The organism is Nocardia sp. NPDC058705, from assembly GCF_042749305.1.
Lineage (GTDB): Bacteria > Actinomycetota > Actinomycetes > Mycobacteriales > Mycobacteriaceae > Nocardia.
Genome location: NZ_JBHYRN010000024.1, coordinates 73768 through 91110, shown reverse-complemented (window position 1 = coordinate 91110; position 17343 = coordinate 73768). Strand labels below are relative to the sequence as shown.

General features: G+C 67.2%; 18 protein-coding genes. 14 read left to right on the top strand and 4 right to left on the bottom strand.

The window, feature by feature from the left end:
- The first annotated feature begins 30 nt into the window (after positions 1-30).
- From ACFW6D_RS24310 to ACFW6D_RS24295, 4 genes are all read left to right on the top strand, one after another.
- Positions 31-774: a hypothetical protein gene (locus ACFW6D_RS24310; protein ID WP_379331692.1), complete on the top strand. Its 744-nt coding sequence runs from the start codon at positions 31-33 to the stop codon at positions 772-774.
- 85 nt (positions 775-859) lie between these two features.
- Positions 860-2242 carry a uracil-xanthine permease family protein gene (locus ACFW6D_RS24305; RefSeq protein WP_379331690.1) on the top strand — a complete coding sequence of 461 codons (1383 nt, stop codon included), beginning with the start codon at positions 860-862 and terminating at the stop codon, positions 2240-2242.
- Positions 2243-2350: 108 nt separating this feature from the next.
- Complete coding sequence (locus tag ACFW6D_RS24300) at positions 2351-3154, top strand: SDR family oxidoreductase (RefSeq protein WP_379331688.1); 804 nt, start codon at positions 2351-2353, stop codon at positions 3152-3154.
- 126 nt (positions 3155-3280) lie between these two features.
- Positions 3281-3499 carry a hypothetical protein gene (locus ACFW6D_RS24295; protein ID WP_379236583.1) on the top strand — a complete coding sequence of 73 codons (219 nt, stop codon included), beginning with the start codon at positions 3281-3283 and terminating at the stop codon, positions 3497-3499.
- Between the two features lie 66 nt (positions 3500-3565).
- Here ACFW6D_RS24295 and ACFW6D_RS24290 read toward each other — a convergent pair whose 3' ends face one another.
- Together ACFW6D_RS24290 and ACFW6D_RS24285 are read right to left on the bottom strand one after the other, a co-directional pair.
- The gene (locus ACFW6D_RS24290; RefSeq protein ID WP_266296248.1) at positions 3566-3982 is read right to left on the bottom strand and encodes a thioesterase family protein; all 417 of its coding nucleotides are present in this window, start codon (positions 3980-3982) and stop codon (positions 3566-3568) included.
- Positions 3983-3989: 7 nt separating this feature from the next.
- On the bottom strand, positions 3990-4922 hold the full coding sequence (locus ACFW6D_RS24285; protein ID WP_379331686.1) for an AraC family transcriptional regulator: 933 nt from the start codon (positions 4920-4922) through the stop codon (positions 3990-3992).
- Between the two features lie 227 nt (positions 4923-5149).
- Between ACFW6D_RS24285 and ACFW6D_RS24280 the strand changes: the two genes are divergently transcribed.
- Both ACFW6D_RS24280 and ACFW6D_RS24275 read left to right on the top strand, forming a co-directional pair.
- A complete protein-coding gene (locus ACFW6D_RS24280) occupies positions 5150-5992 on the top strand; it encodes an NAD(P)H-binding protein (RefSeq protein ID WP_379331684.1) in 843 nt (280 codons plus the stop codon).
- Between the two features lie 194 nt (positions 5993-6186).
- Positions 6187-7428, top strand: coding sequence for an MFS transporter (locus tag ACFW6D_RS24275; protein WP_379331682.1), 1242 nt, complete (start codon positions 6187-6189; stop codon positions 7426-7428).
- An 8-nt stretch (positions 7429-7436) separates the two neighbouring features.
- On the opposite strand, the gene ACFW6D_RS24270 is transcribed toward ACFW6D_RS24275, so the two are convergent.
- Entirely contained in the window at positions 7437-8588 is a 1152-nt protein-coding gene (locus ACFW6D_RS24270) for a DUF5925 domain-containing protein (RefSeq protein ID WP_379331680.1), read from the bottom strand.
- Between the two features lie 97 nt (positions 8589-8685).
- Between ACFW6D_RS24270 and ACFW6D_RS24265 the strand changes: the two genes are divergently transcribed.
- On the top strand, positions 8686-10251 hold the full coding sequence (locus ACFW6D_RS24265) for an MFS transporter (RefSeq protein ID WP_379331678.1): 1566 nt from the start codon (positions 8686-8688) through the stop codon (positions 10249-10251).
- A 105-nt stretch (positions 10252-10356) separates the two neighbouring features.
- On the opposite strand, the gene ACFW6D_RS24260 is transcribed toward ACFW6D_RS24265, so the two are convergent.
- Complete coding sequence (locus ACFW6D_RS24260; protein ID WP_379331676.1) at positions 10357-11064, bottom strand: hypothetical protein; 708 nt, start codon at positions 11062-11064, stop codon at positions 10357-10359.
- A gap of 121 nt (positions 11065-11185) precedes the next feature.
- On the opposite strand from ACFW6D_RS24260, the gene ACFW6D_RS24255 reads away from it, so the two are divergent.
- Genes ACFW6D_RS24255 through ACFW6D_RS24225 form a run of 7 tightly spaced genes read left to right on the top strand, consistent with a single transcriptional unit; the run spans position 11186 to position 17341 of the window.
- Positions 11186-12187, top strand: a complete 1002-nt coding sequence (locus ACFW6D_RS24255; protein WP_379331674.1) for a FecCD family ABC transporter permease — start codon at positions 11186-11188, stop codon at positions 12185-12187.
- Positions 12184-13239 carry a FecCD family ABC transporter permease gene (locus ACFW6D_RS24250; protein WP_379331672.1) on the top strand — a complete coding sequence of 352 codons (1056 nt, stop codon included), beginning with the start codon at positions 12184-12186 and terminating at the stop codon, positions 13237-13239. Before ACFW6D_RS24255 ends, ACFW6D_RS24250 begins: the two co-directional genes overlap by 4 nt.
- Before the next feature lie 10 nt (positions 13240-13249).
- Positions 13250-14059 (top strand): ABC transporter ATP-binding protein, encoded by an 810-nt coding sequence (locus ACFW6D_RS24245; RefSeq protein WP_379331670.1) that lies wholly within the window; start codon positions 13250-13252, stop codon positions 14057-14059.
- A gap of 23 nt (positions 14060-14082) precedes the next feature.
- On the top strand, positions 14083-15072 hold the full coding sequence (locus tag ACFW6D_RS24240; RefSeq protein WP_379331669.1) for an ABC transporter substrate-binding protein: 990 nt from the start codon (positions 14083-14085) through the stop codon (positions 15070-15072).
- Positions 15069-16286: an enterobactin transporter EntS gene (gene entS / locus ACFW6D_RS24235; protein ID WP_379331667.1), complete on the top strand. Its 1218-nt coding sequence runs from the start codon at positions 15069-15071 to the stop codon at positions 16284-16286. Before ACFW6D_RS24240 ends, entS begins: the two co-directional genes overlap by 4 nt.
- On the top strand, positions 16283-17122 hold the full coding sequence (locus ACFW6D_RS24230) for a siderophore-interacting protein (protein ID WP_379331664.1): 840 nt from the start codon (positions 16283-16285) through the stop codon (positions 17120-17122). The genes entS and ACFW6D_RS24230 overlap by 4 nt, the downstream gene beginning before the upstream one ends.
- Positions 17123-17125: 3 nt before the next feature.
- On the top strand, positions 17126-17341 hold the full coding sequence (locus tag ACFW6D_RS24225; RefSeq protein WP_378548187.1) for a phosphopantetheine-binding protein: 216 nt from the start codon (positions 17126-17128) through the stop codon (positions 17339-17341).
- The last annotated feature ends 2 nt before the right edge of the window (positions 17342-17343 follow it).

Sequence of the window (17343 nt, the reverse complement as noted above, 5' to 3'; positions counted from 1 at the left end):
GGCAGGTGTATCCGCGAACAAGGGGGCGTCATGGGGTATCCGTATGGGCAGCAGCAAGGTCCGGGCTATCCGCCTGTGGGCCAGCAGGGTTATGCCCCCTATGGCGGCCAGGGCGCGCCCGGATACGGGACACCAGCTGCGTACGGAACACCAGTCCCCAGCGCACCCGGCTACGGTGCTCCCGGTCACAGCGCTCCCGGTTATGGCACGCCAGGACACGGCGCACCGGCTTACGGCACGCCCGGCTACGGCGCTTCCGGCTACGGTGCTCCGCAAGGCCCGGTCAGCGGTACTACCGGAATCCTCGCTGCCGTTCTCGCCCTGCTACTTTCGCTGATTTCTCTCGCCGGGGCGGCGGTCAGCTACAACGCCACGAGCGCGTTGGAATGCACCGGCAAGTACGTCCAGACGGCGACTGGCAGCTTCGAGTGCGCGGATTCGTCGATCGGCCCGATGGTGATGACCTTCGTCGTCATCGGCGCCGCGATCGGGCTGCTGCTCTTCATCGGCTCGATCCTGCTGTTCCTCCGCAAGACCGCCGGCCGGGTGATCGTCATCATCGTGGCGGCGCTCAGCGCACTCGGTAGCCTCGGCTCGCTCGCGGCCACCGCCGCGTCCTCCCTGACATCCGGTGCCGGCGTGGCCATCGGCCTGGTCCAAGCGGCGGTCGCGTTGGTGATGCTCGGCCTTGCCGCAGCGCCCTCGACCGGACGCTGGATCCGGGCAGCACAGCAGCGACCGACCTACCCACAGGGCAATTACCAGCGGTATTGAACCTTCCGGGTGATATATCCGACCCGCAACGACGACGAAACACAACGCTCACTCGCGGTAAAAAACGGGGACTACAACCTGTTGTATGAGTGAGGCGCATCCCGTCGACACCCGACTGCCGTTCGCTCGGCAGCTGGCTTTCGGCATCCAGCACGTCCTGATCATGTACACCGGCTGTATCACCGTGCCGCTGGTTTTCGGCGCGGCCGCAGGCCTGGACCGGGCGACGATCGGGCTGTTGATCAGTGCTGATCTGCTGGTCGCGGGCATCATCACGCTGGTGCAGAGCCTCGGCGTTGGCAAGCTGGCCGGTGCGCGGCTGCCGATCGTATGTGGTGCCACGTTTGTCGGACTCAACCCGATGATCCTGATCGCCAAGGAGTACGGCCTCGACGCCGTGTACGGGTCGATGCTGATCGGCGGTGTAGTCGGTGTGGCGCTGGCGTGGCCGTTCGCGCGGGTGGTGCGGTTCTTCCCGCCGCTGGTCACCGGGACCGTGCTGACCGTGGTCGGTGTGTCGCTGATCGGGGTGGCCGGGGGCCTGATCATCGGGACCGACCCGAAGTCGCCGAGTTTCGCCTCGCCGTCGAATATCGGGCTGGCGGCGGTGGTCGTGTTGATCGCGGTCGGGTTCGTCTGCCTCGGCCGCGGCGTCTTCTCGCAGCTCGGAGTGTTGATCGCGCTGGTCGCGGGCATCGTGGTCGCGCTGCCGATGGGTTTGATCACCACCGCGGGCGTCGGTAGCGCCGACTGGATCGGGATCCCGCAGCCGTTCCATTTCGGGTCGCCGCAGTTCCCGGTGACCGCGGTGGTGGCGATGAGCATCGTGATGGCGGTGGTGTTCGCCGAGTCGACCGCGAGCATGCTGGCGATCAGCGAGATCACCGGCAAACCGCTCAGCAAGGGCGATCTCGCGCGCGGCCTGGTCGGCGACGGCCTGTCCGGCGTGCTCGGCGGCATTTTCACCGCCTTCGTCGACACCATCTTCAATCAGAATGTGGGCGCGGTCTCCACGACCAGGGTCTACAGCCGATATGTGACCGCGGTGAGCGGGGCGATCCTGGTGGTGCTCGGCCTGGTGCCGCGCATCGGCGAGGTGGTCGCGGTGATTCCGAAGCCGGTGGTCGGTGGTGTGGGGCTGGTGCTGTTCGCGACCGTCGCGGTCGTCGGTGTCACCACGCTGCTCAAAGCCGACCTGACGGACAAGGTCAACGCCACCATCGCCGCCACCGCCATCGGCATCGGGCTACTGCCGGTATTCACCAAGGACATGTTCGACAAGTTCCCCACCTCCGCCCAGATCCTCCTCGACAGCGGCGTAACCCTCGGCGCGGCAACCGCATTCGTGCTGAACCTGGTCTTCAACCACACCCCGCTGGGCGTCATGGCCCGCGCCGCGACCTCGCGCCCCGCCGACAAACCCACCGCGCCCGCCCCACAACCGACAACCCCAGCGGTCACCGCCTGACCCAACCGAATCGGGTCGAGGCCCAGCCGATACCGATCCGCAGGAGTCCTCACCCACGCTCGCGCGGATTCAGTGCGAGACCGCTGGGGTCGCCGCTAATCTGCGGGGATGGAGATAGCAGGCAAAGTCGCGATCGTCACCGGTGCGGGAGCAGGTATCGGTGCCGCACTCGCCTATCGGCTCGTCGCCGGTGACGCGCGGGTGGTTGTCGCCGATCTCGATGCGGACAGCGCGGCGAAGGTGGCGGCCGAACTCGGTGACAACGCGGTCGCGGTCGGTGGCGATGTGGCCGACGAGCAGGTTGTCGCGGAACTGATCGCCACCGCCGAGCGCGAATTCGGGCCGGTGGACCTGTATTTCGCGAATGCAGGCATCGGCGGCGGACCCGGCCTCGACAGCACCGAGGCGCAGTGGGCGGCCACCATCGACGTGAATGTGATGGCCCACGTGCGGGCCGCGAAACTGCTCGTCCCGGGCTGGCTCGAGCGCGGCAGTGGTTATTTCGTCTCGACCGCGTCGGCGGCGGGTCTGCTCACCCAAATCGGTTCCGCCCCTTACTCGGTCACCAAACACGCGGCCGTCGGCTTCGCGGAATGGCTCTCGGTCACCTACGGCGACAAGGGCATTCGCGTGAGTTGCCTGTGTCCGATGGGCGTGGACACGCAACTGCTCACCGGCGGGCTCATCCCCGACAGCCCCGAAGCAGGCGAACTGGCGATCAAGGCTGTGAAGACGGCGGGTGCGGTGCTGTCCCCCGAGGAAGTCGCCGACACCGTGGTCGAGGCGATGGCCGCCGAACATTTCCTGATCCTGCCGCACCCCGAGGTACTGCAGATGTACCGCAACAAGGGATCGGACTACGACCGGTGGATTTCCGGCATGCGCCGATTCCAGACCATGTTGCAGGCGTGAACTTCGGCCGCCCGCGCCCGAAATTTTCGGCGAGGTAGCGGCGAGATCGCTCGATTCCTGCCACGATGGTCTCTAGCCGCCGGTCACGATCCGCTGACCGGCGGAGGTCTACGCGGAGATCCGGCGATGGCGCAACTGATGTACTTCAAGAAGATTCGCGACGAGCTCACCGAGGTGGAGTACCTCTGGGGACCGAGCCGGGAACAACTCGACTCGTCCCTGGTGATCGACAAAACCACCTTCGCCGCCCTCCCCGGACCACCGGGTTACTCACCGGCGGGCCAGATCATCCTGCGCGCCCGCCGCGGCAGCGAGTGGCCCGAGGTAGGGGTAATAGCTTCATAACCGCTGAACCGCGACGGGATCCAGACCAACCGATTCCCCGAGGTAGGGGTAATAGCTTCATAAGCGCTATTCGGTGACGAGTTCTGCGGCTGCCGTGCGCACGACCTCGGGGATCGCCACCGGTTTGCGGGTGTCCGCGTCGACATAGACGTGCACGAACTCGCCGGTCGCCGCGAGCTCGAGACCGGCCTCGCCCTCGCGAAAGATCGCCAGGTCGTAGGTGATGCTCGAGTTGCCCAGGCGGGCGATCCGCAGCCCCACCTGCAGCTGGTCGGGGAAGCTGACCGAGCCGTGGAACTTGCACGAAGTCGTCGCGACGACGCCGAGGGCGGGCAGCGCGGTGATGTCGGTGCCGGTGGCGCGCATCAGCCAGGCGTTCACGGCGGTGTCGAAGTAGGAGTAGTAGGTCACGTTGTTCACGTGGCCGTACTGGTCGTTGTCGGCCCACCGGGTCGGCATCGGCCACAGGACGGGATAGCTCATCGGGCCATCATGCCGCGCTGCCCTGCCGATGGTCGCGCGGGCTCACCCCGAAGTGTCGTTTGAAGGCGGTGCTGAGCGCGAAAGCGCTGCCGTAGCCCACCTGGTGGGCGATGGATTCCACCGTCGCATCGGATTCGGCGAGCAGATCGGCGGCCAGCGAGAGCCGCCATTCGGTCAGGAAACTCATCGGCGGTTCGCCGACCAGCTCGGTGAACCGCCGGGCCAGCGCCGCACGCGACATGCCGACCGCGTCGGCCAGCGCCACCACCGTCCACGGATGCGCCGGATTGTGTTGCAGCAGGCGCAGCGCCTTGCCGATCAGCGGGTCGCTGTAGGCGTGGTACCAGGCGGGGGCGTCGTCGCGGGCGAACCAGGCGCGCAGTGCGGCGATGAGCAGCAGGTCGAGGAGCCGATCGAGGACGGCGGTCTGCGCGGGCAGGTCCTTGGTCGCCTCGTCCACGAGCAGATCGAGCAGGCGGGTATCGAGCTCGCCGCGCGGCAGCACCGCCACCTGCGGCAGCGCGCGCAGCAACCGTCTACTCACCGCGCCCGCCGATTCGTAGGTTCCGGTGACCATCAGCGTCTCACCATCGGGATCGGTACCCCACTGCCGGACACCGAGACTCAGTGTCTCGCACAGGATTTCACCATCGGGAGTGGTGGTTACCTGCCCCGGCTGGATGACAACCTGCGGTTCGGTCGTCGGATCGTCGGCCACCGTATACGGTTGCGGCCCACGGAAAACCGCCACATCGCCCGCGACGAGCTGACGCGGTGGCATCGAATCGGTACTGACCCAAGCCTTTCCGCGAATCATCGCGAGCACCGTGAGCGGCGCCTCGTCCTGCACGCGCAACGACCACGGCGGGTCGAGCAACGAACACATGAGAAACGCACCGCGGGCGCGTGGCCCCTCGAGCAGACCGGCTAACGCATCCACTGTTCCGCCTCTCCGCGTCTTTTAGCCAGACCACGCGCCACTACTGTTTCGTCGGCGGCCGCCGGGATGTCGGCCGCACAGTCAGCTGTGGTCGGCGAGTTACCCATGTTCCTACGAAATACCGGGGCGAGCTCACCGTCACACCCTGATTCCACAGTAGACGATTGCGCATGTTCGTGAGTGCCGTGACGATGTTGCCGACGCCCGCGCGGCGGTGTACTTATCTCATGACAAACACCGCTTCTCACCAGCAGCTTTCCCTCATCACCGGCGCTACGGGCAAGACCGGCAGCCGGGTCGCGGCGCTTCTCGAGGCCGCGGACCAGCCGGTCCGACGCGGCTCGCGCACCGCGCCGATCCCCTTCGATTGGACCGACCGCGAGACCTGGGCACCCGCGCTGGCCGGTATCGACTCCGTCTATCTCGCCTTCCAGCCCGACCTCGCAGTGCCCGGCGCTCCGGACGTCATCCGCGCGTTCACCGCCGCCGCCCGATCCGCCGGTGTGCGCTCGGTGGTGCTGTTGTCGGGGCGCGGCGAACCCGAGGCAGTGGAATGTGAAGAGATCGTGCGGGATTCGGGTCTGAGCTGGACCATCGTGCGCTGCTCCTTCTTCGCCCACAACTTCAGCGAGGGCGCCTTCGTCGACGATGTGCTCGCCGGCGCGGTGGCGTTGCCCAACGGCGATGTGCCGGAACCGTTCGTGCATGTCGACGACATCGCCGAGGTGGCGGCGGCCGCGCTCACCGACGAGCGTCACGCGGGCCAGCTCTACGAGCTCACCGGCCCCCGCGCCCTGACCTTCGCCGACGCGGTCGGCGAGATCGCCGCCGCCACCGGTCGCGAGATCGCCTTCATCCCGGTGTCGCGGCCGGAATTCGTTGCGGCCCTGACCGAATACCAGGTCCCCGACGACGTGATCAGCCTGCTCGACTACCTCTTCGGTACCATCCTCGACGGCCGCAACACCGCCACCGCCGACGGTGTCCGGCGCGCCCTCGGCCGGGAAGCCCGCGATTTCACCGAGTACGCCAAGGAAACCGCCGCCACCGGCGCGTGGACACCCCAGTAACAAAGTCGGACAGTTGATCACCAGGCAACCACGCAAACATCGCCCGAGAAGGAAAACCACCAGTGCCTGGTGATCTTGAAATGCGACGGGCGATCGGTGGTGGAGATGCACGTCGTCCAGTGCCGGTCGCGTCGGCGATGGTGGAATGAGCAGGCGCGCACAGGGATCGTGGCGCGGCCGGTACCGTCGAGGTGGTGAGTTCAGCGACGATCGACCGCCGACTTCGACTGTCCAGGGCCGCGGTGTTCGCGGCGTTCACGCTGAACGGGGTGCTGCTGGCCATGTGGGTGGTCCACATTCCGGCGATCACCGGCCGGACGGGGGTGTCGGCGTCGACGCTCAGCGTGTTGGTGTTGCTGATGGCGGGCGCCGCGCTGATCGGTATGCGGCTCGCGGGGCCCGCCGCCGACCGGTTCGGCAGTCGCACGCTGGTCGCGATGGCCGCGACTGCCATTTCGGTGACGGTGCTCGGCCCCGGACTGGCGACCGATCCGGTCACCTTGGGGATCGCGCTGGCCTGCTTCGGGATCGGCAACGGTGCGCTCGACGTGTCGATGAATGCCCAAGCGGTAGAGGTCGAGCGGGCGTATGGCCGGCCGATCATGTCGGCGTTCCATGCGATGTTCTCCGCGGGCGGGTTCGTCGGTTCGCTGTTGGGCGCGGCTGCCCAGCACGCAGGATGGGCACCGCAACTGACGCTGGCCTGTGCGTCAGTCGGCGGATTGCTGGTGACCGCGATGCTCGTACCGGGCCTGGTCAGTCGCCAACGGAATGAATCGACCTCGCACACAGAGCATTACGACTCGCCGGACCTTCGAGTCGGCGGCACCGGTCTCGACGACTCCACTCAGCTCCGCACCGCGAAGGATACGGATCAGCGGACCGCACAACACGAGAGAGCACGAAAAGTGTTCTCGCTGGGCTGCATTGCGTTCGTGCTCCTCCTCGCGGAAGGCGTCGCGGCCGATTGGAGCGCACTGCAAGTTCGCGAACACCTGAACACCACCGAGGCCGCCGCCGCCCTCGCTTTCGGCGCCTTCTCCGCCACCATGACCCTCGGCCGATTCCTCGCCGACCGAGTAAGCGCCGCCTTCGGCCCCGTAGCCATCGTCCGCTACGGAAGCCTCCTAGCCGCAACCGGATTCGCGATAGTTATCGCCTCCCCCTGGCTGCCACTAACCCTCGTCGGCTGGGCCATGTGCGGCCTCGGACTGGCAGGCGGCGTCCCCCAAATCTTCTCCACCGCAGGCAATCTCGGCGGCACCACAGCCGCCACCGACATGTCCCGCGTCTTCACCATCGGCTACCTGGGCCTACTGGCAGGCCCCGCCCTGATCGGCTGGCTCACCGCACTGATCCCACTCACCGCCGCATTGCTCATCCCCTTCGTCCTCACCATCGCCTGTGCTTTCGCCGCACCCGTTGTCCGCCGCTGAACAGCAACCTAGAGGTACATCCCGACATCGGTCGAGTGCTCGATGGTCGACCGGATCTGGATCCCGCCGTCACGGTGGGCCACCAGTTCGGCGAGTGTCGCGCCATCGGGGAATGCGGCGGAGGCACCGCCCTGGCGGGCCAGCCACTCGTGGGATTCCGTCGCCGACAAGCGGCCGACCTCGAGCTGTGCCAGACAACGCCCCGGCCGAACAACAGCGGGGTGCAGACGGGAGAGGTCTTCGTTGGTGGTGATCGCGATCAGCACATTGCGCCCCTGACCGAGCATCCCGTCGGTGAGGTTGAGCAACCTTGAAAGCTTCTGGCCTGCAGCTTCTTTCGCTTCACCGCGAATCAGTTCGTCACAGTCCTCCAGCACGAGCAACCGCCACCGACCGTCCTCGTCGTCACCGTCGGCACCGGCCGCGACTTCCATCAGATACCCGGGATTACTGAACAGCTCCTCCGGGTCCACCACACAGTCGACCTGGCACCAAGGCGCCCACGACCGCGCCAAGGCCCGAAGCGCAGTGGTCTTCCCGGTCCCCGGCTCACCGTGCAACAGCACCAGCCGCCCCTTGATATCCGCGACCCCGAGCCCCATCAGGCGCTCCATACTCGCGGCAACCGAACTTGTGTAATTGCCACGAATCTCCGTCCAAGCAGGCGCCGCGATCTGCCGACGACGACGCGCGGGCCGCCGAACATCCATGTGCCAGAACCCCATCTCCACCGTCGCCTCACTGTCACGTGACAGCGAAGCCCCCTCGGTAGCCTGAGCCAGCACCGCGACAGCAAGCTCGTCACTCACCGCGGTCACCTCGATCGTGGCGGACCCACTCGCCCACCGCACGGCCCGTAGCGCCCACCCTTCACCGGCCGCGAGCAGCGCACTGCTGTCGTCATCGGCGACCGACCGAACGATCCGTGACTCGGCGGGTCGCAGCGAGGCTTCGGGCCGAACTCGGTCGAGGTGCGCCTGGCGGGCGAAGGGCTGGTCGCCTCGCAGGAACGGCGCCAATGCCAACGCATCGATCGCATCGCGGGTGGAATAGGTGGAGTCGATGGCCGCCGACCACGGAAACGGCTCGCCCTGATCCTGCGGCTGACGCGGCGAATCGACGAGCCTGAGCTGTTCATTACGTGTGGACACCGAGCCCATGATCGTGGTCGCCCGCCCGGAATGTCCAATGACTTACGGCGAGGGCCGCCGGAAAACTCGCTGGCACACCGACCCGATCCGTCGGTAACGTCGTAGTGTGACGTCCACACAGCACGACCAGTCCACCCCCGAGTCCACCGAACAGGCCGGGCTCAAGGAGTGGATCGGCTTGGCGGTCCTCGCCCTGCCGACCCTGCTCATCTCGATGGACCTGAGCGTGCTCTACCTCGCGATCCCCCGGATCAGCGAGGCACTCGAACCCAGCAGCTCCCAACTGCTGTGGATCCTCGACATCTACGGCTTCCTGGTCGCCGGTTTCCTCATCACCATGGGCACCCTCGGCGACCGCATCGGCCGCCGCAAACTGCTGATGATCGGCGCACTCGCCTTCGGCGTCGCCTCCGTGATCGCCGCGTACTCGACGAGTGCGAACATGCTGATCGGCACCCGCGCACTGCTCGGCATCGCGGGCGCGACCCTGATGCCGTCCACCCTGGCGCTGATCCGCAATATGTTCCACGACGACCGCCAGCGCACCGCCGCGATCAGCGTGTGGATGACAAGTTTCATGGTCGGCATGGTGATCGGACCGCTGGTCGGCGGGGCGATGCTGGAGAACTTCTGGTGGGGTTCGGTGTTCCTGGTCGCGGTGCCCGCGATGGTGTTGCTGCTGGCGACCGGCCCGTTCCTGCTGCCCGAATACAAGGACCCGAACCCGGGCAAGCTCGATATTCTCAGCGCGTTGCTGTCGCTGCTGTCGGTGATGGGCGTCATCTACGGCATCAAAGAGCTGGCGAAGGACGGTTGGTCGATCGAAGCCGTCGGCGTGCTGGTCGCCGGTCTGGCGCTCGGCACGGTGTTCGTCCTGCGCCAGCAGCGCCTGACCAATCCGCTGATCGACCTGCGGTTGTTCGGCAATGTTCGGTTCAGTGGTTCGCTGGTCGCGTTGATGGTCGCCATGCTGGCGATGGGCGGACTGTTCCTGCTGCTCGCGCAGTATCTACAGCTGGTGCTCGGCCTTTCGGCGTTCCAAGCCGGACTGTGGACGGTGCCGCAGGCGGCGGCGATGGTCGTGGCGGCGGGTGTGGTGAGCGCGCTCGCACCCAGGATCCGGCCCGCGTACCTGATGACCGGTGGCCTGGTGATCGCGATGGCCGGGTACGCGATCTTCACTCAGCTCTCGGGCAGCGACGACCTCGCGTTGATCGTCACCGGCATGGTGGTGTTCTCGCTCGGTCTGAGCCCGATGTTCGTGCTCGGCCTCGACCTGATCGTCGGTGCGGTCGACCCGGCGCGCGCCGGTGCCGCCTCGGCCATCTCCGAAACGGGTCAGGAACTCTCGGCGGCACTGGGCGTCGCGGTGATCGGCAGTATCGGCACCGCCGTGTATCGCGGGCAGATGGCGGAGCAGTTGCCCGCCGGACTACCACCGGAGATCGCGGAGGTCGCCGAGGACACCCTGGCCGGCGCCCTGCACGTCGCCGCCGTGCTGCCCGAATCGCTGGGCGCGGAGCTGACCACGGTTGCCCGCGAGGCTTACACCCATGCGCTACAAGTGAATTCGCTTGTCGGTATCGGTCTGACCGCGGTCGCGGCCGGACTGGTCATGACCCTGCTGCGTCACATTCCCGCCCCGAACGAGAAGGCAACCGAGACCGACTGACCAACGCCGAATCCCGCCCGATGCCGATCGGGCGGGATTGGCCGCTCGCCGAGTTGTCCCCTCCGCGAGGTTCAGGTTCGGCCGATTCGACCGAGGTCTTTACGCCTACTTGGCAGCCGGAGCAGGCATCGGAGAGTTGATGGTGGTGAAGTACTGCGCTGCCGCCATGATAGCGACCGGTGCGGCGATGAACAGCTGACCGGCGAGAGCACCGAGCGAGCCCATGGCCAGGATTCCGCCGATGCAACCGACCGCGGCGGCCGGGATGAACGGACCGAACATGCCGACAATGGTGGCCGCGGCGATGGTTGCGCCTGCGAGGCCGCCCAGCACGCAACCGACGGCCCCGCCGCCGAGCCCGCCGACGAGGGCGCCGATGGCCGCACCCAGGGAGATCGTGCTGCCGAGACGGCTCCAAGCCGCCTGCTCACGGTCGTATTCGTTCTTCCACGGCGCCTTGTCCTCGTAGGGCAGCGCGACCGGCTTGTAGGTGGCGTGCGCCAGATCGAACTGCGGGGTGAGGGTGGCGTTGCGGCCCGAGATGTCAGCGGCGATCGGGAAGACGAAATCGTCGACCCGGAAGGACAATTCACTACCAGCGACGGTGGCGCCGTTGGCCGCCTTGATCTTGAACACCCCGTCCTCGACCGCCATCGAGCCCGCGTCGGTGCCGATGATCGTGGAGGTCTCGGTGGTCGTAGCGGTGTAGTTGATCGGTTCATCCGCGGCGGGTGCTGCGTGGCTGGTTCCGGCGGCGATGCCGAGGGCAACGCTCACGGTGGAGGCCAGCAGAGCGAACTTGGTGATTTTCACGGGGGTGAACCTTTCGTGTTCTTCGATGAGATGCGAACCATAGCTAGGTAAGCCTCACCTATCAAGACCTTGCTTAGGCTAACCTCAATTCCGATAGCGTTCGCCGTGAGAGAGATATTCGATGAAGAGTCCGCGTTGGTCTGGCTGGTTGCTGGCCGTGATCGTGCTGGTCGCGGCCTGTGTGCTGAGCCTGCTGGTCGGCACCAAAGCCATTGCGATCGGCGATGTTTGGCACGCGCTGTCGACCGCCGAAGCCACGACCCCCGACCAGGTCACCGTGCTCGAATACCGGTTGCCGCGCACGCTGCTCGGTCTGCTCGTCGGGCTCGCGCTCGGCGTGGCGGGCTGCCTGATGCAGGGGCTGACCCGCAATCCGCTGGCCGATCCCGGTTTGCTGGGTGTGAACGCGGGCGCCGCGTTCGCCATCACGGTCGCGGTCGCGCTGTTCGGGGTAACGGAGATCACATCGTATGTGTGGTTCGGATTCCTCGGGGCGGCACTGGTTTCGGTGGTCGTGTACCGGCTCGGCACCGCGGGCCACACCGGCACCGACCCGATCCGCCTCACCCTGGCGGGCGTCGCCGCCACCGCGGTGCTCACCGGACTCACCAGGGGCATGATCCTGGTCGATCCCAAGGCCTTCGATGAGATGCGGCGCTGGGATGCCGGTGCGCTCACCGGCCGCGGGTTCGACATCATCGCGGGCGCCGCCCCGTTCATCGTGGTCGGGCTGGTGATCGCCGCGGTGTGCGCGCGCTCGCTCAATGCCGTTGCGCTCGGCGACGATCTGGCCCGCTCGCTGGGTGTACGCGTCACCCGCACCCGGTTGCTCACCGCGCTCGCGCTGGTACTGCTGTGCGGCACCGCGACCGCGGCCGTCGGCCCGATCGCCTTCGTCGGCCTCGCGGTGCCACACATCGCCCGCTGGATGGTCGGGCCCGATCAGCGGTGGATCTTCGGATATTCGCTGGTACTCGCGCCGATACTGGTTCTCACGGCAGATGTGCTGGGCCGCATCATCATTCGTCCCGACGAAGTGCCTGCCGGGTTGGTCACGGCCTTCCTCGGCGCGCCCATGCTGATCTGGCTCGCCCGCCGCGCACGAGTGGGGGCCACCTCATGAACACGAAAATCGACTTCGGGCGACCGATGGTCCTGATCCGATCGCGACGGCTCGGTTTCACCTCCAGGATCGGAGTGCGCACCGTGGTGGTGTGCGCGATCCTGCTGGTCATCGCGGCCGTCACCGCCGTACTCGCCCTCGGCACCGGCGATTTCCCGATCCCCGCACCGCGCGTGCTGCGGGCGCTGTTCATCGGCGACGAGCGCTTCGACCGACTGGTCGTGCGGGACTGGCGACTGCCGCGCATCCTGCTGGCGCTGGTCCTCGGCGCCGCGCTCGGCGTGAGCGGCGCGATCCTGCAATCGGTGACCAGGAATCCGCTGGGCAGTCCCGACATCATCGGGTTCAGCACCGGCGCCTACACCGGCGCGCTGCTGGTGATCCTCACGTTCGGCGGCGGCAACTTCCAGACCGCGGCGGGCGCCATGATCGGTGGCCTCGGCGCCGCGCTGGTGATCCACCTACTCGCCTTCCGGCACAACGTGACCGGATTCCGGCTGATCATCGTCGGTATCGGGGTGAGTGCCATGCTTGCCTCGGTCAACACCTGGCTGATCATGCGGGCCGACCTGGACGCGGCGATGTCGGCGGCGGCCTGGGGTGCGGGCTCGCTCAACGGACTGTCCTGGCCGCAGGTCGCGCCGACGGTGATCGTCCTCGGCGTCCTGGCGGTGGCGCTGATCCCGGCCGCGCCGCGCTTGCAGATCCTCGAACTCGGCGACGACACCGCGCGCGGCCTCGGGTTGAACACGAGCAAGGCGACGGGCTGGCTGATCGCGCTCAGCGTCGGATTCACCTCGCTGGCAACGGCTGTCGCGGGTCCGATCGCCTTCGTGTCGCTGGCCGCACCGCATCTGGCGCGCAAGCTCACCCGCACACCGTCGATCGCCCTGCTCCCCTCCGCGGTGATGGGCGCGACCTTGCTGGTGACGTGCGACTGGATCGCCCAGCGCGCCTTCGCCCCGACCACCGTGCCGGTCGGCATCGTCACCGGCTCGATCGGTGGCCTGTACCTGGCGTATCTGCTCGTCGCCGAAGCGCGACGGAAATAGGGAAAGCGACATGAACTCTCACTCCGCGCGATTGCGCGCCGATCAGGTCCGGCTCGGTTACAAGGGCGCGACGGTCAGTGACCAACTCTCCGTCGACATTCCGGACAACAAGTTCACGGTGATCATCGGTCCGAACGCCTGCGGCAAGTCGACCCTGCTGCGCGCGCTGGCCCGCCTGCTCACGCCGCAATCCGGAACCGTGCTGCTCGATGACAAACCCGTAACCGACTATCCGGCAAAGGAACTGGCCCGCCAGATCGGTCTGCTGCCGCAGACCTCGACCGCGCCCGACGGCATCCGGGTGGCGGATCTCGTTGCGCGCGGGCGCTATCCGCATCAGACATTGCTTCGACAGTGGTCGCGCACCGATGAGGAGGCGGTCGCGGAAGCGATGGCGGCGACCGGTGTCGCCGACCTGTCGGCGCGGCCGGTCGAGGAACTTTCGGGTGGGCAGCGGCAGCGGGTGTGGATTTCGATGGTGCTTGCCCAGCAGACGCCCATCATCCTGCTCGACGAGCCGACCACCTATCTCGACATCGCCTACCAGATCCAGCTGCTCGACCTGTGCCGCTCGCTCAATCGCGATTCGGGACGCACGGTCGTGGCAGTGCTGCACGATCTCAACCACGCCTTCCGCTACGCCGACCACCTGATCGCCATGCGCGACGGGCGGATCGTCGCGTCCGGCAAGCCCGGCGAGATCGTCACCGCCGAGCTGGTGCACGAGGTGTTCTCGCTGCGGTGCCGCATCGTCGACGACCCCGAAACCGGTACCCCACTGGTGATTCCGCTGGCGGAAAATGCCGCCCAGGTGCACTGAGAAGAAAGAGGAACACCCCGTTCATGTTCACCAACCGATCCGCCGGCCGTTTACGCGCCGCCATGGCCATGCTGATTCTCGCGCTGGTCGCCGTGCTCACCGCGTGCGGTAGCTCCGATGCCGCCGACGCGGGCCCGCGCGAAGTACCGTCCGCGAAGGGCCCGATCAAGGTGCCCGCCGCCCCACAGCGCATCGTCGTGCTCAACGGCAACCTGGCCGGCTACCTCTACGATCTCGAGGCCACCGTCGTCGCGGCCGACCCGCGCCTGCTCGGTGTCCCGAACAAGCCGGGCGAGTTCCCCACCGGCTGGGCCGAGGATGCGAAGAAGCAAGGGACACAGGCTGTTCCGTCCGGCGAGAACATCAACCTCGAGTTCATCGCCGCCCAGCGTCCCGATCTGATCATCGGTGGCGGCCAGGGTTACCCGGCCCAGCAGTCGGTGAACGCCTATGACCAGCTCAGCGCCATCGCACCCACCGTGCTGATGCCGACCGAGACCACCAACTGGCAGGACCAGCTGCGGTTCCTGGCCGAGACCGTCAACAAGCCGGCCGGTGTCGACACCTTGATCGCGAACTACCAGGCCAAGCTCGACCAGGCCAAGGCCAAGATCAAGCCCGCGCAGGGCGCGACCACCGTCTTCCAGTCGATCAAGAGCCAGAAGCCGACCCTGTTCGTGCCGTCGGCCGCACTGCCGAGCCTGCTCGCGGAGGTCGGCTTCACCCTCGACACGCAGATCGAGGCCAAGGCAGGTAACCCGGCCAAGGAGCAGAGCGCCGACTTCATCGGCTTCAGCCCGGAGCTGATCAACACCGTGATCGACGCGCCGGTGCTGTTCGTGGTTCCGCTCAGCGGCGGTCGTTCCGTCGACGAGCTACGCAACGACCCGCTCTACGCCTCGCTCCCCTCGTTCAAGGCGAACAAGGTCTTCGAACTGCCCGCCACCAGCTCGCGCCCCGACTACCGCACCGTCATGACCACCCTCGACCTGCTCGTCGAGCGCTTCCAGTGACCGGTCTGCTCATCGACCTCAGCCCGCTGCGGGCCTCGCGCCCGTTCCGGTGCGCGTTCGCGGCGCGGCTGGTGTCGGTGCTCGGCATCGGGCTGCTGATGGTGGCCCTGCCGCTGCAGGTCTATCAGCTGACCGGTTCGAGCCTGCAGGTCGCCGGGGTGGCCACCACCACCGCGGCGGCCCTGTTCGTCGGCAGTCTCGCGGGCGGTGTCGTCGCCGATCGATACGACCGCCGCAGGGTGATCCAGTTGGCGCGCAGTGCGGCGGGCATCGGCTTCCTGCTGCTCGGCGTGAATGCTGTACTGCCGGAACCGTTTCTGTCCGCGATCTATCTCGCCGCCGTGATCGACGGTCTCGCGGGTGGGGTGAGCGGATCGGCGCTGATGGCCATGGTTCCGGCGCTGGTCGGCAAGGAGAAGGTGGCGGCCGCGGGCGCGCTGGTCTCGCTGACCACCGACCTCGGCACGATGATCACGCCCGCGATCGCCGGTCTGCTCGTCGCGAAAACCGGGGTGGCCTCGGCTTATTTCCTCTGCGCGCTCGCCACCACCGCGACCGTCGGGCTCATCACCGCGATCGGGCCGTCACCGCCGCCGCAGCGGGACCTACAGAATCCGTTGCGCGAGTTGGCTTCCGGAATCTCGTTCGCGGTGCGTCACGAATCCATTCGGCTCATCCTGGCGACCGGGTTGATCGGGATGCTCGTCAGTGGCCCGCTGGTGCTGCTGCCCGCCTTCGCCGATGTCGAACTCCACGCGGGACCGGGCACGCTCGGCCTGCTCTACGCGGCGCCCGGCGCGGGCGCGGTGCTCGGCACGCTCACCAGCGGGTGGATGAGCCGCGCCAATACCGGTCGCGCCCTGCTGATTTCGCTGGCGCTCATGCCGATCGGCGTGATCGCGGCGGGGCTGTGGTCGCACGCGGCGCTGGTGTTCCTCGGACTGGCCGGGTTCGGCCTGGCCAGAGCGGTGAACATGGTGCTGCGCTACGCCATGCTGCAGCACGCCTCCCCCGACCATCTGCGCGGACGCATGTCGGGGCTGCTGATGGTGCAGTCGGTGACCGGTACCGCGGTCGGCTCCATGGTGGCCGGTGTCGTCGGCCAGATGTTCGCTCCCGGACGCGCGCTCGTGCTCTACGGCGTCGCCGTCCTGATACTCACCGGCCTGATGGCGCTCGTCGCCGGGCCGCTTCGCAGAAAGGAACTCCCGTGAAGGATCGCAGTGACTACGCAGGCAATATCGCCGAGGTGCTCGCCGGGCAACACGGCGCCAAGGTGCCGTACCCGATCGGCCTGCAGGAAGTGGAGGTGTTGCGGGTCGCCCCCGTCGGCTCGGCACTGCTGCGGATCACCTTCGGCGGTCCGGATATCGCGAAGTTCCACAGCTATGTGCCGGATGAGCATGTGCGGCTTATCTTTCCGGACGAGAACGGCGTGCTCCGGCTGCCCCAGCTCAATGGCAGCATGCTCGACTGGGGCAACCCGCGACCGGTGTCGCGCGAGTACACCGTGCGCCGCCACAGCATCGAAGACGGCGAACTCGACATCGATTTCGTCCTCCATCCCGGCGGCCTCGCCTCCGACTGGGCCGGGTCGGTCACTCCCGGCACCAAGGTGCACATCGCCGGACCGCCCGGTGGTGTGGTGATCCCCCAGACCTACGACGACTACCTGCTCGCCGGTGACATCACCGCGCTGCCCGCCATCTCCCGACTGCTCGAGCGCATGCCGCGCGAGACCACCGGGTGGGCGTTCATCGAGGTGGCCGGACCGAGCGAGGAGATCCCCCTCGATCCGCCCGCGGGAGTCAGCGTGCGCTGGCTGCATCGCAGCGAACTCGAACCCGGCACCAGCGACATTCTCGAGCAGGCGGTGCGCGAGGTGAAAGTGACTGCCGGGCAACGGGTTTTCGCCTGGGTGGGCGGCGAGGCAGGGTGCCTGCGTGGGATCCGCAAGTTCGTCCGCAACGACTTGGGTATCGGCGCCAAGGACTCGCATATCGCCGGGTACTGGAAGCGCGGCGTCGCCGACTTCGATCGAGAGGAATGATCCATGACCGACGAACAGGTGATCGGCGACGTGGCAGGTGTGCTGGGTGTCGACCCGGCGGAGCTGACCGCGCAGACCGATCTGCTCGATGCCGGACTCGATTCGGTGCGCATCATGTCGCTGGTGGAGAAATGGCGGTCGGCTGGACATGCGGATATCGACTTCCCCACGCTCGCAGGCGATCCCGTGCTCGGATCCTGGATCGAACTGCTGGCTTGAGC

What these genes read in the sequence shown, in the direction of transcription:
- ACFW6D_RS24245 (WP_379331670.1), top strand. Translation starts at nt 13,250, where the DNA reads ATGAACTCTCACTCCGCGCGATTGCGCGCCGATCAGGTCCGGCTCGGT.
- ACFW6D_RS24280 (WP_379331684.1), top strand. Translation starts at nt 5,150, where the DNA reads ATGACAAACACCGCTTCTCACCAGCAGCTTTCCCTCATCACCGGCGCT.
- ACFW6D_RS24290 (WP_266296248.1), bottom strand. Translation starts at nt 3,982, where the DNA reads ATGAGCTATCCCGTCCTGTGGCCGATGCCGACCCGGTGGGCCGACAAC.
- ACFW6D_RS24300 (WP_379331688.1), top strand. Translation starts at nt 2,351, where the DNA reads ATGGAGATAGCAGGCAAAGTCGCGATCGTCACCGGTGCGGGAGCAGGT.
- ACFW6D_RS24240 (WP_379331669.1), top strand. Translation starts at nt 14,083, where the DNA reads ATGTTCACCAACCGATCCGCCGGCCGTTTACGCGCCGCCATGGCCATG.
- ACFW6D_RS24310 (WP_379331692.1), top strand. Translation starts at nt 31, where the DNA reads ATGGGGTATCCGTATGGGCAGCAGCAAGGTCCGGGCTATCCGCCTGTG.
- ACFW6D_RS24295 (WP_379236583.1), top strand. Translation starts at nt 3,281, where the DNA reads ATGGCGCAACTGATGTACTTCAAGAAGATTCGCGACGAGCTCACCGAG.
- ACFW6D_RS24270 (WP_379331680.1), bottom strand. Translation starts at nt 8,588, where the DNA reads ATGGGCTCGGTGTCCACACGTAATGAACAGCTCAGGCTCGTCGATTCG.
- ACFW6D_RS24255 (WP_379331674.1), top strand. Translation starts at nt 11,186, where the DNA reads ATGAAGAGTCCGCGTTGGTCTGGCTGGTTGCTGGCCGTGATCGTGCTG.
- ACFW6D_RS24305 (WP_379331690.1), top strand. Translation starts at nt 860, where the DNA reads ATGAGTGAGGCGCATCCCGTCGACACCCGACTGCCGTTCGCTCGGCAG.
- ACFW6D_RS24250 (WP_379331672.1), top strand. Translation starts at nt 12,184, where the DNA reads ATGAACACGAAAATCGACTTCGGGCGACCGATGGTCCTGATCCGATCG.
- ACFW6D_RS24225 (WP_378548187.1), top strand. Translation starts at nt 17,126, where the DNA reads ATGACCGACGAACAGGTGATCGGCGACGTGGCAGGTGTGCTGGGTGTC.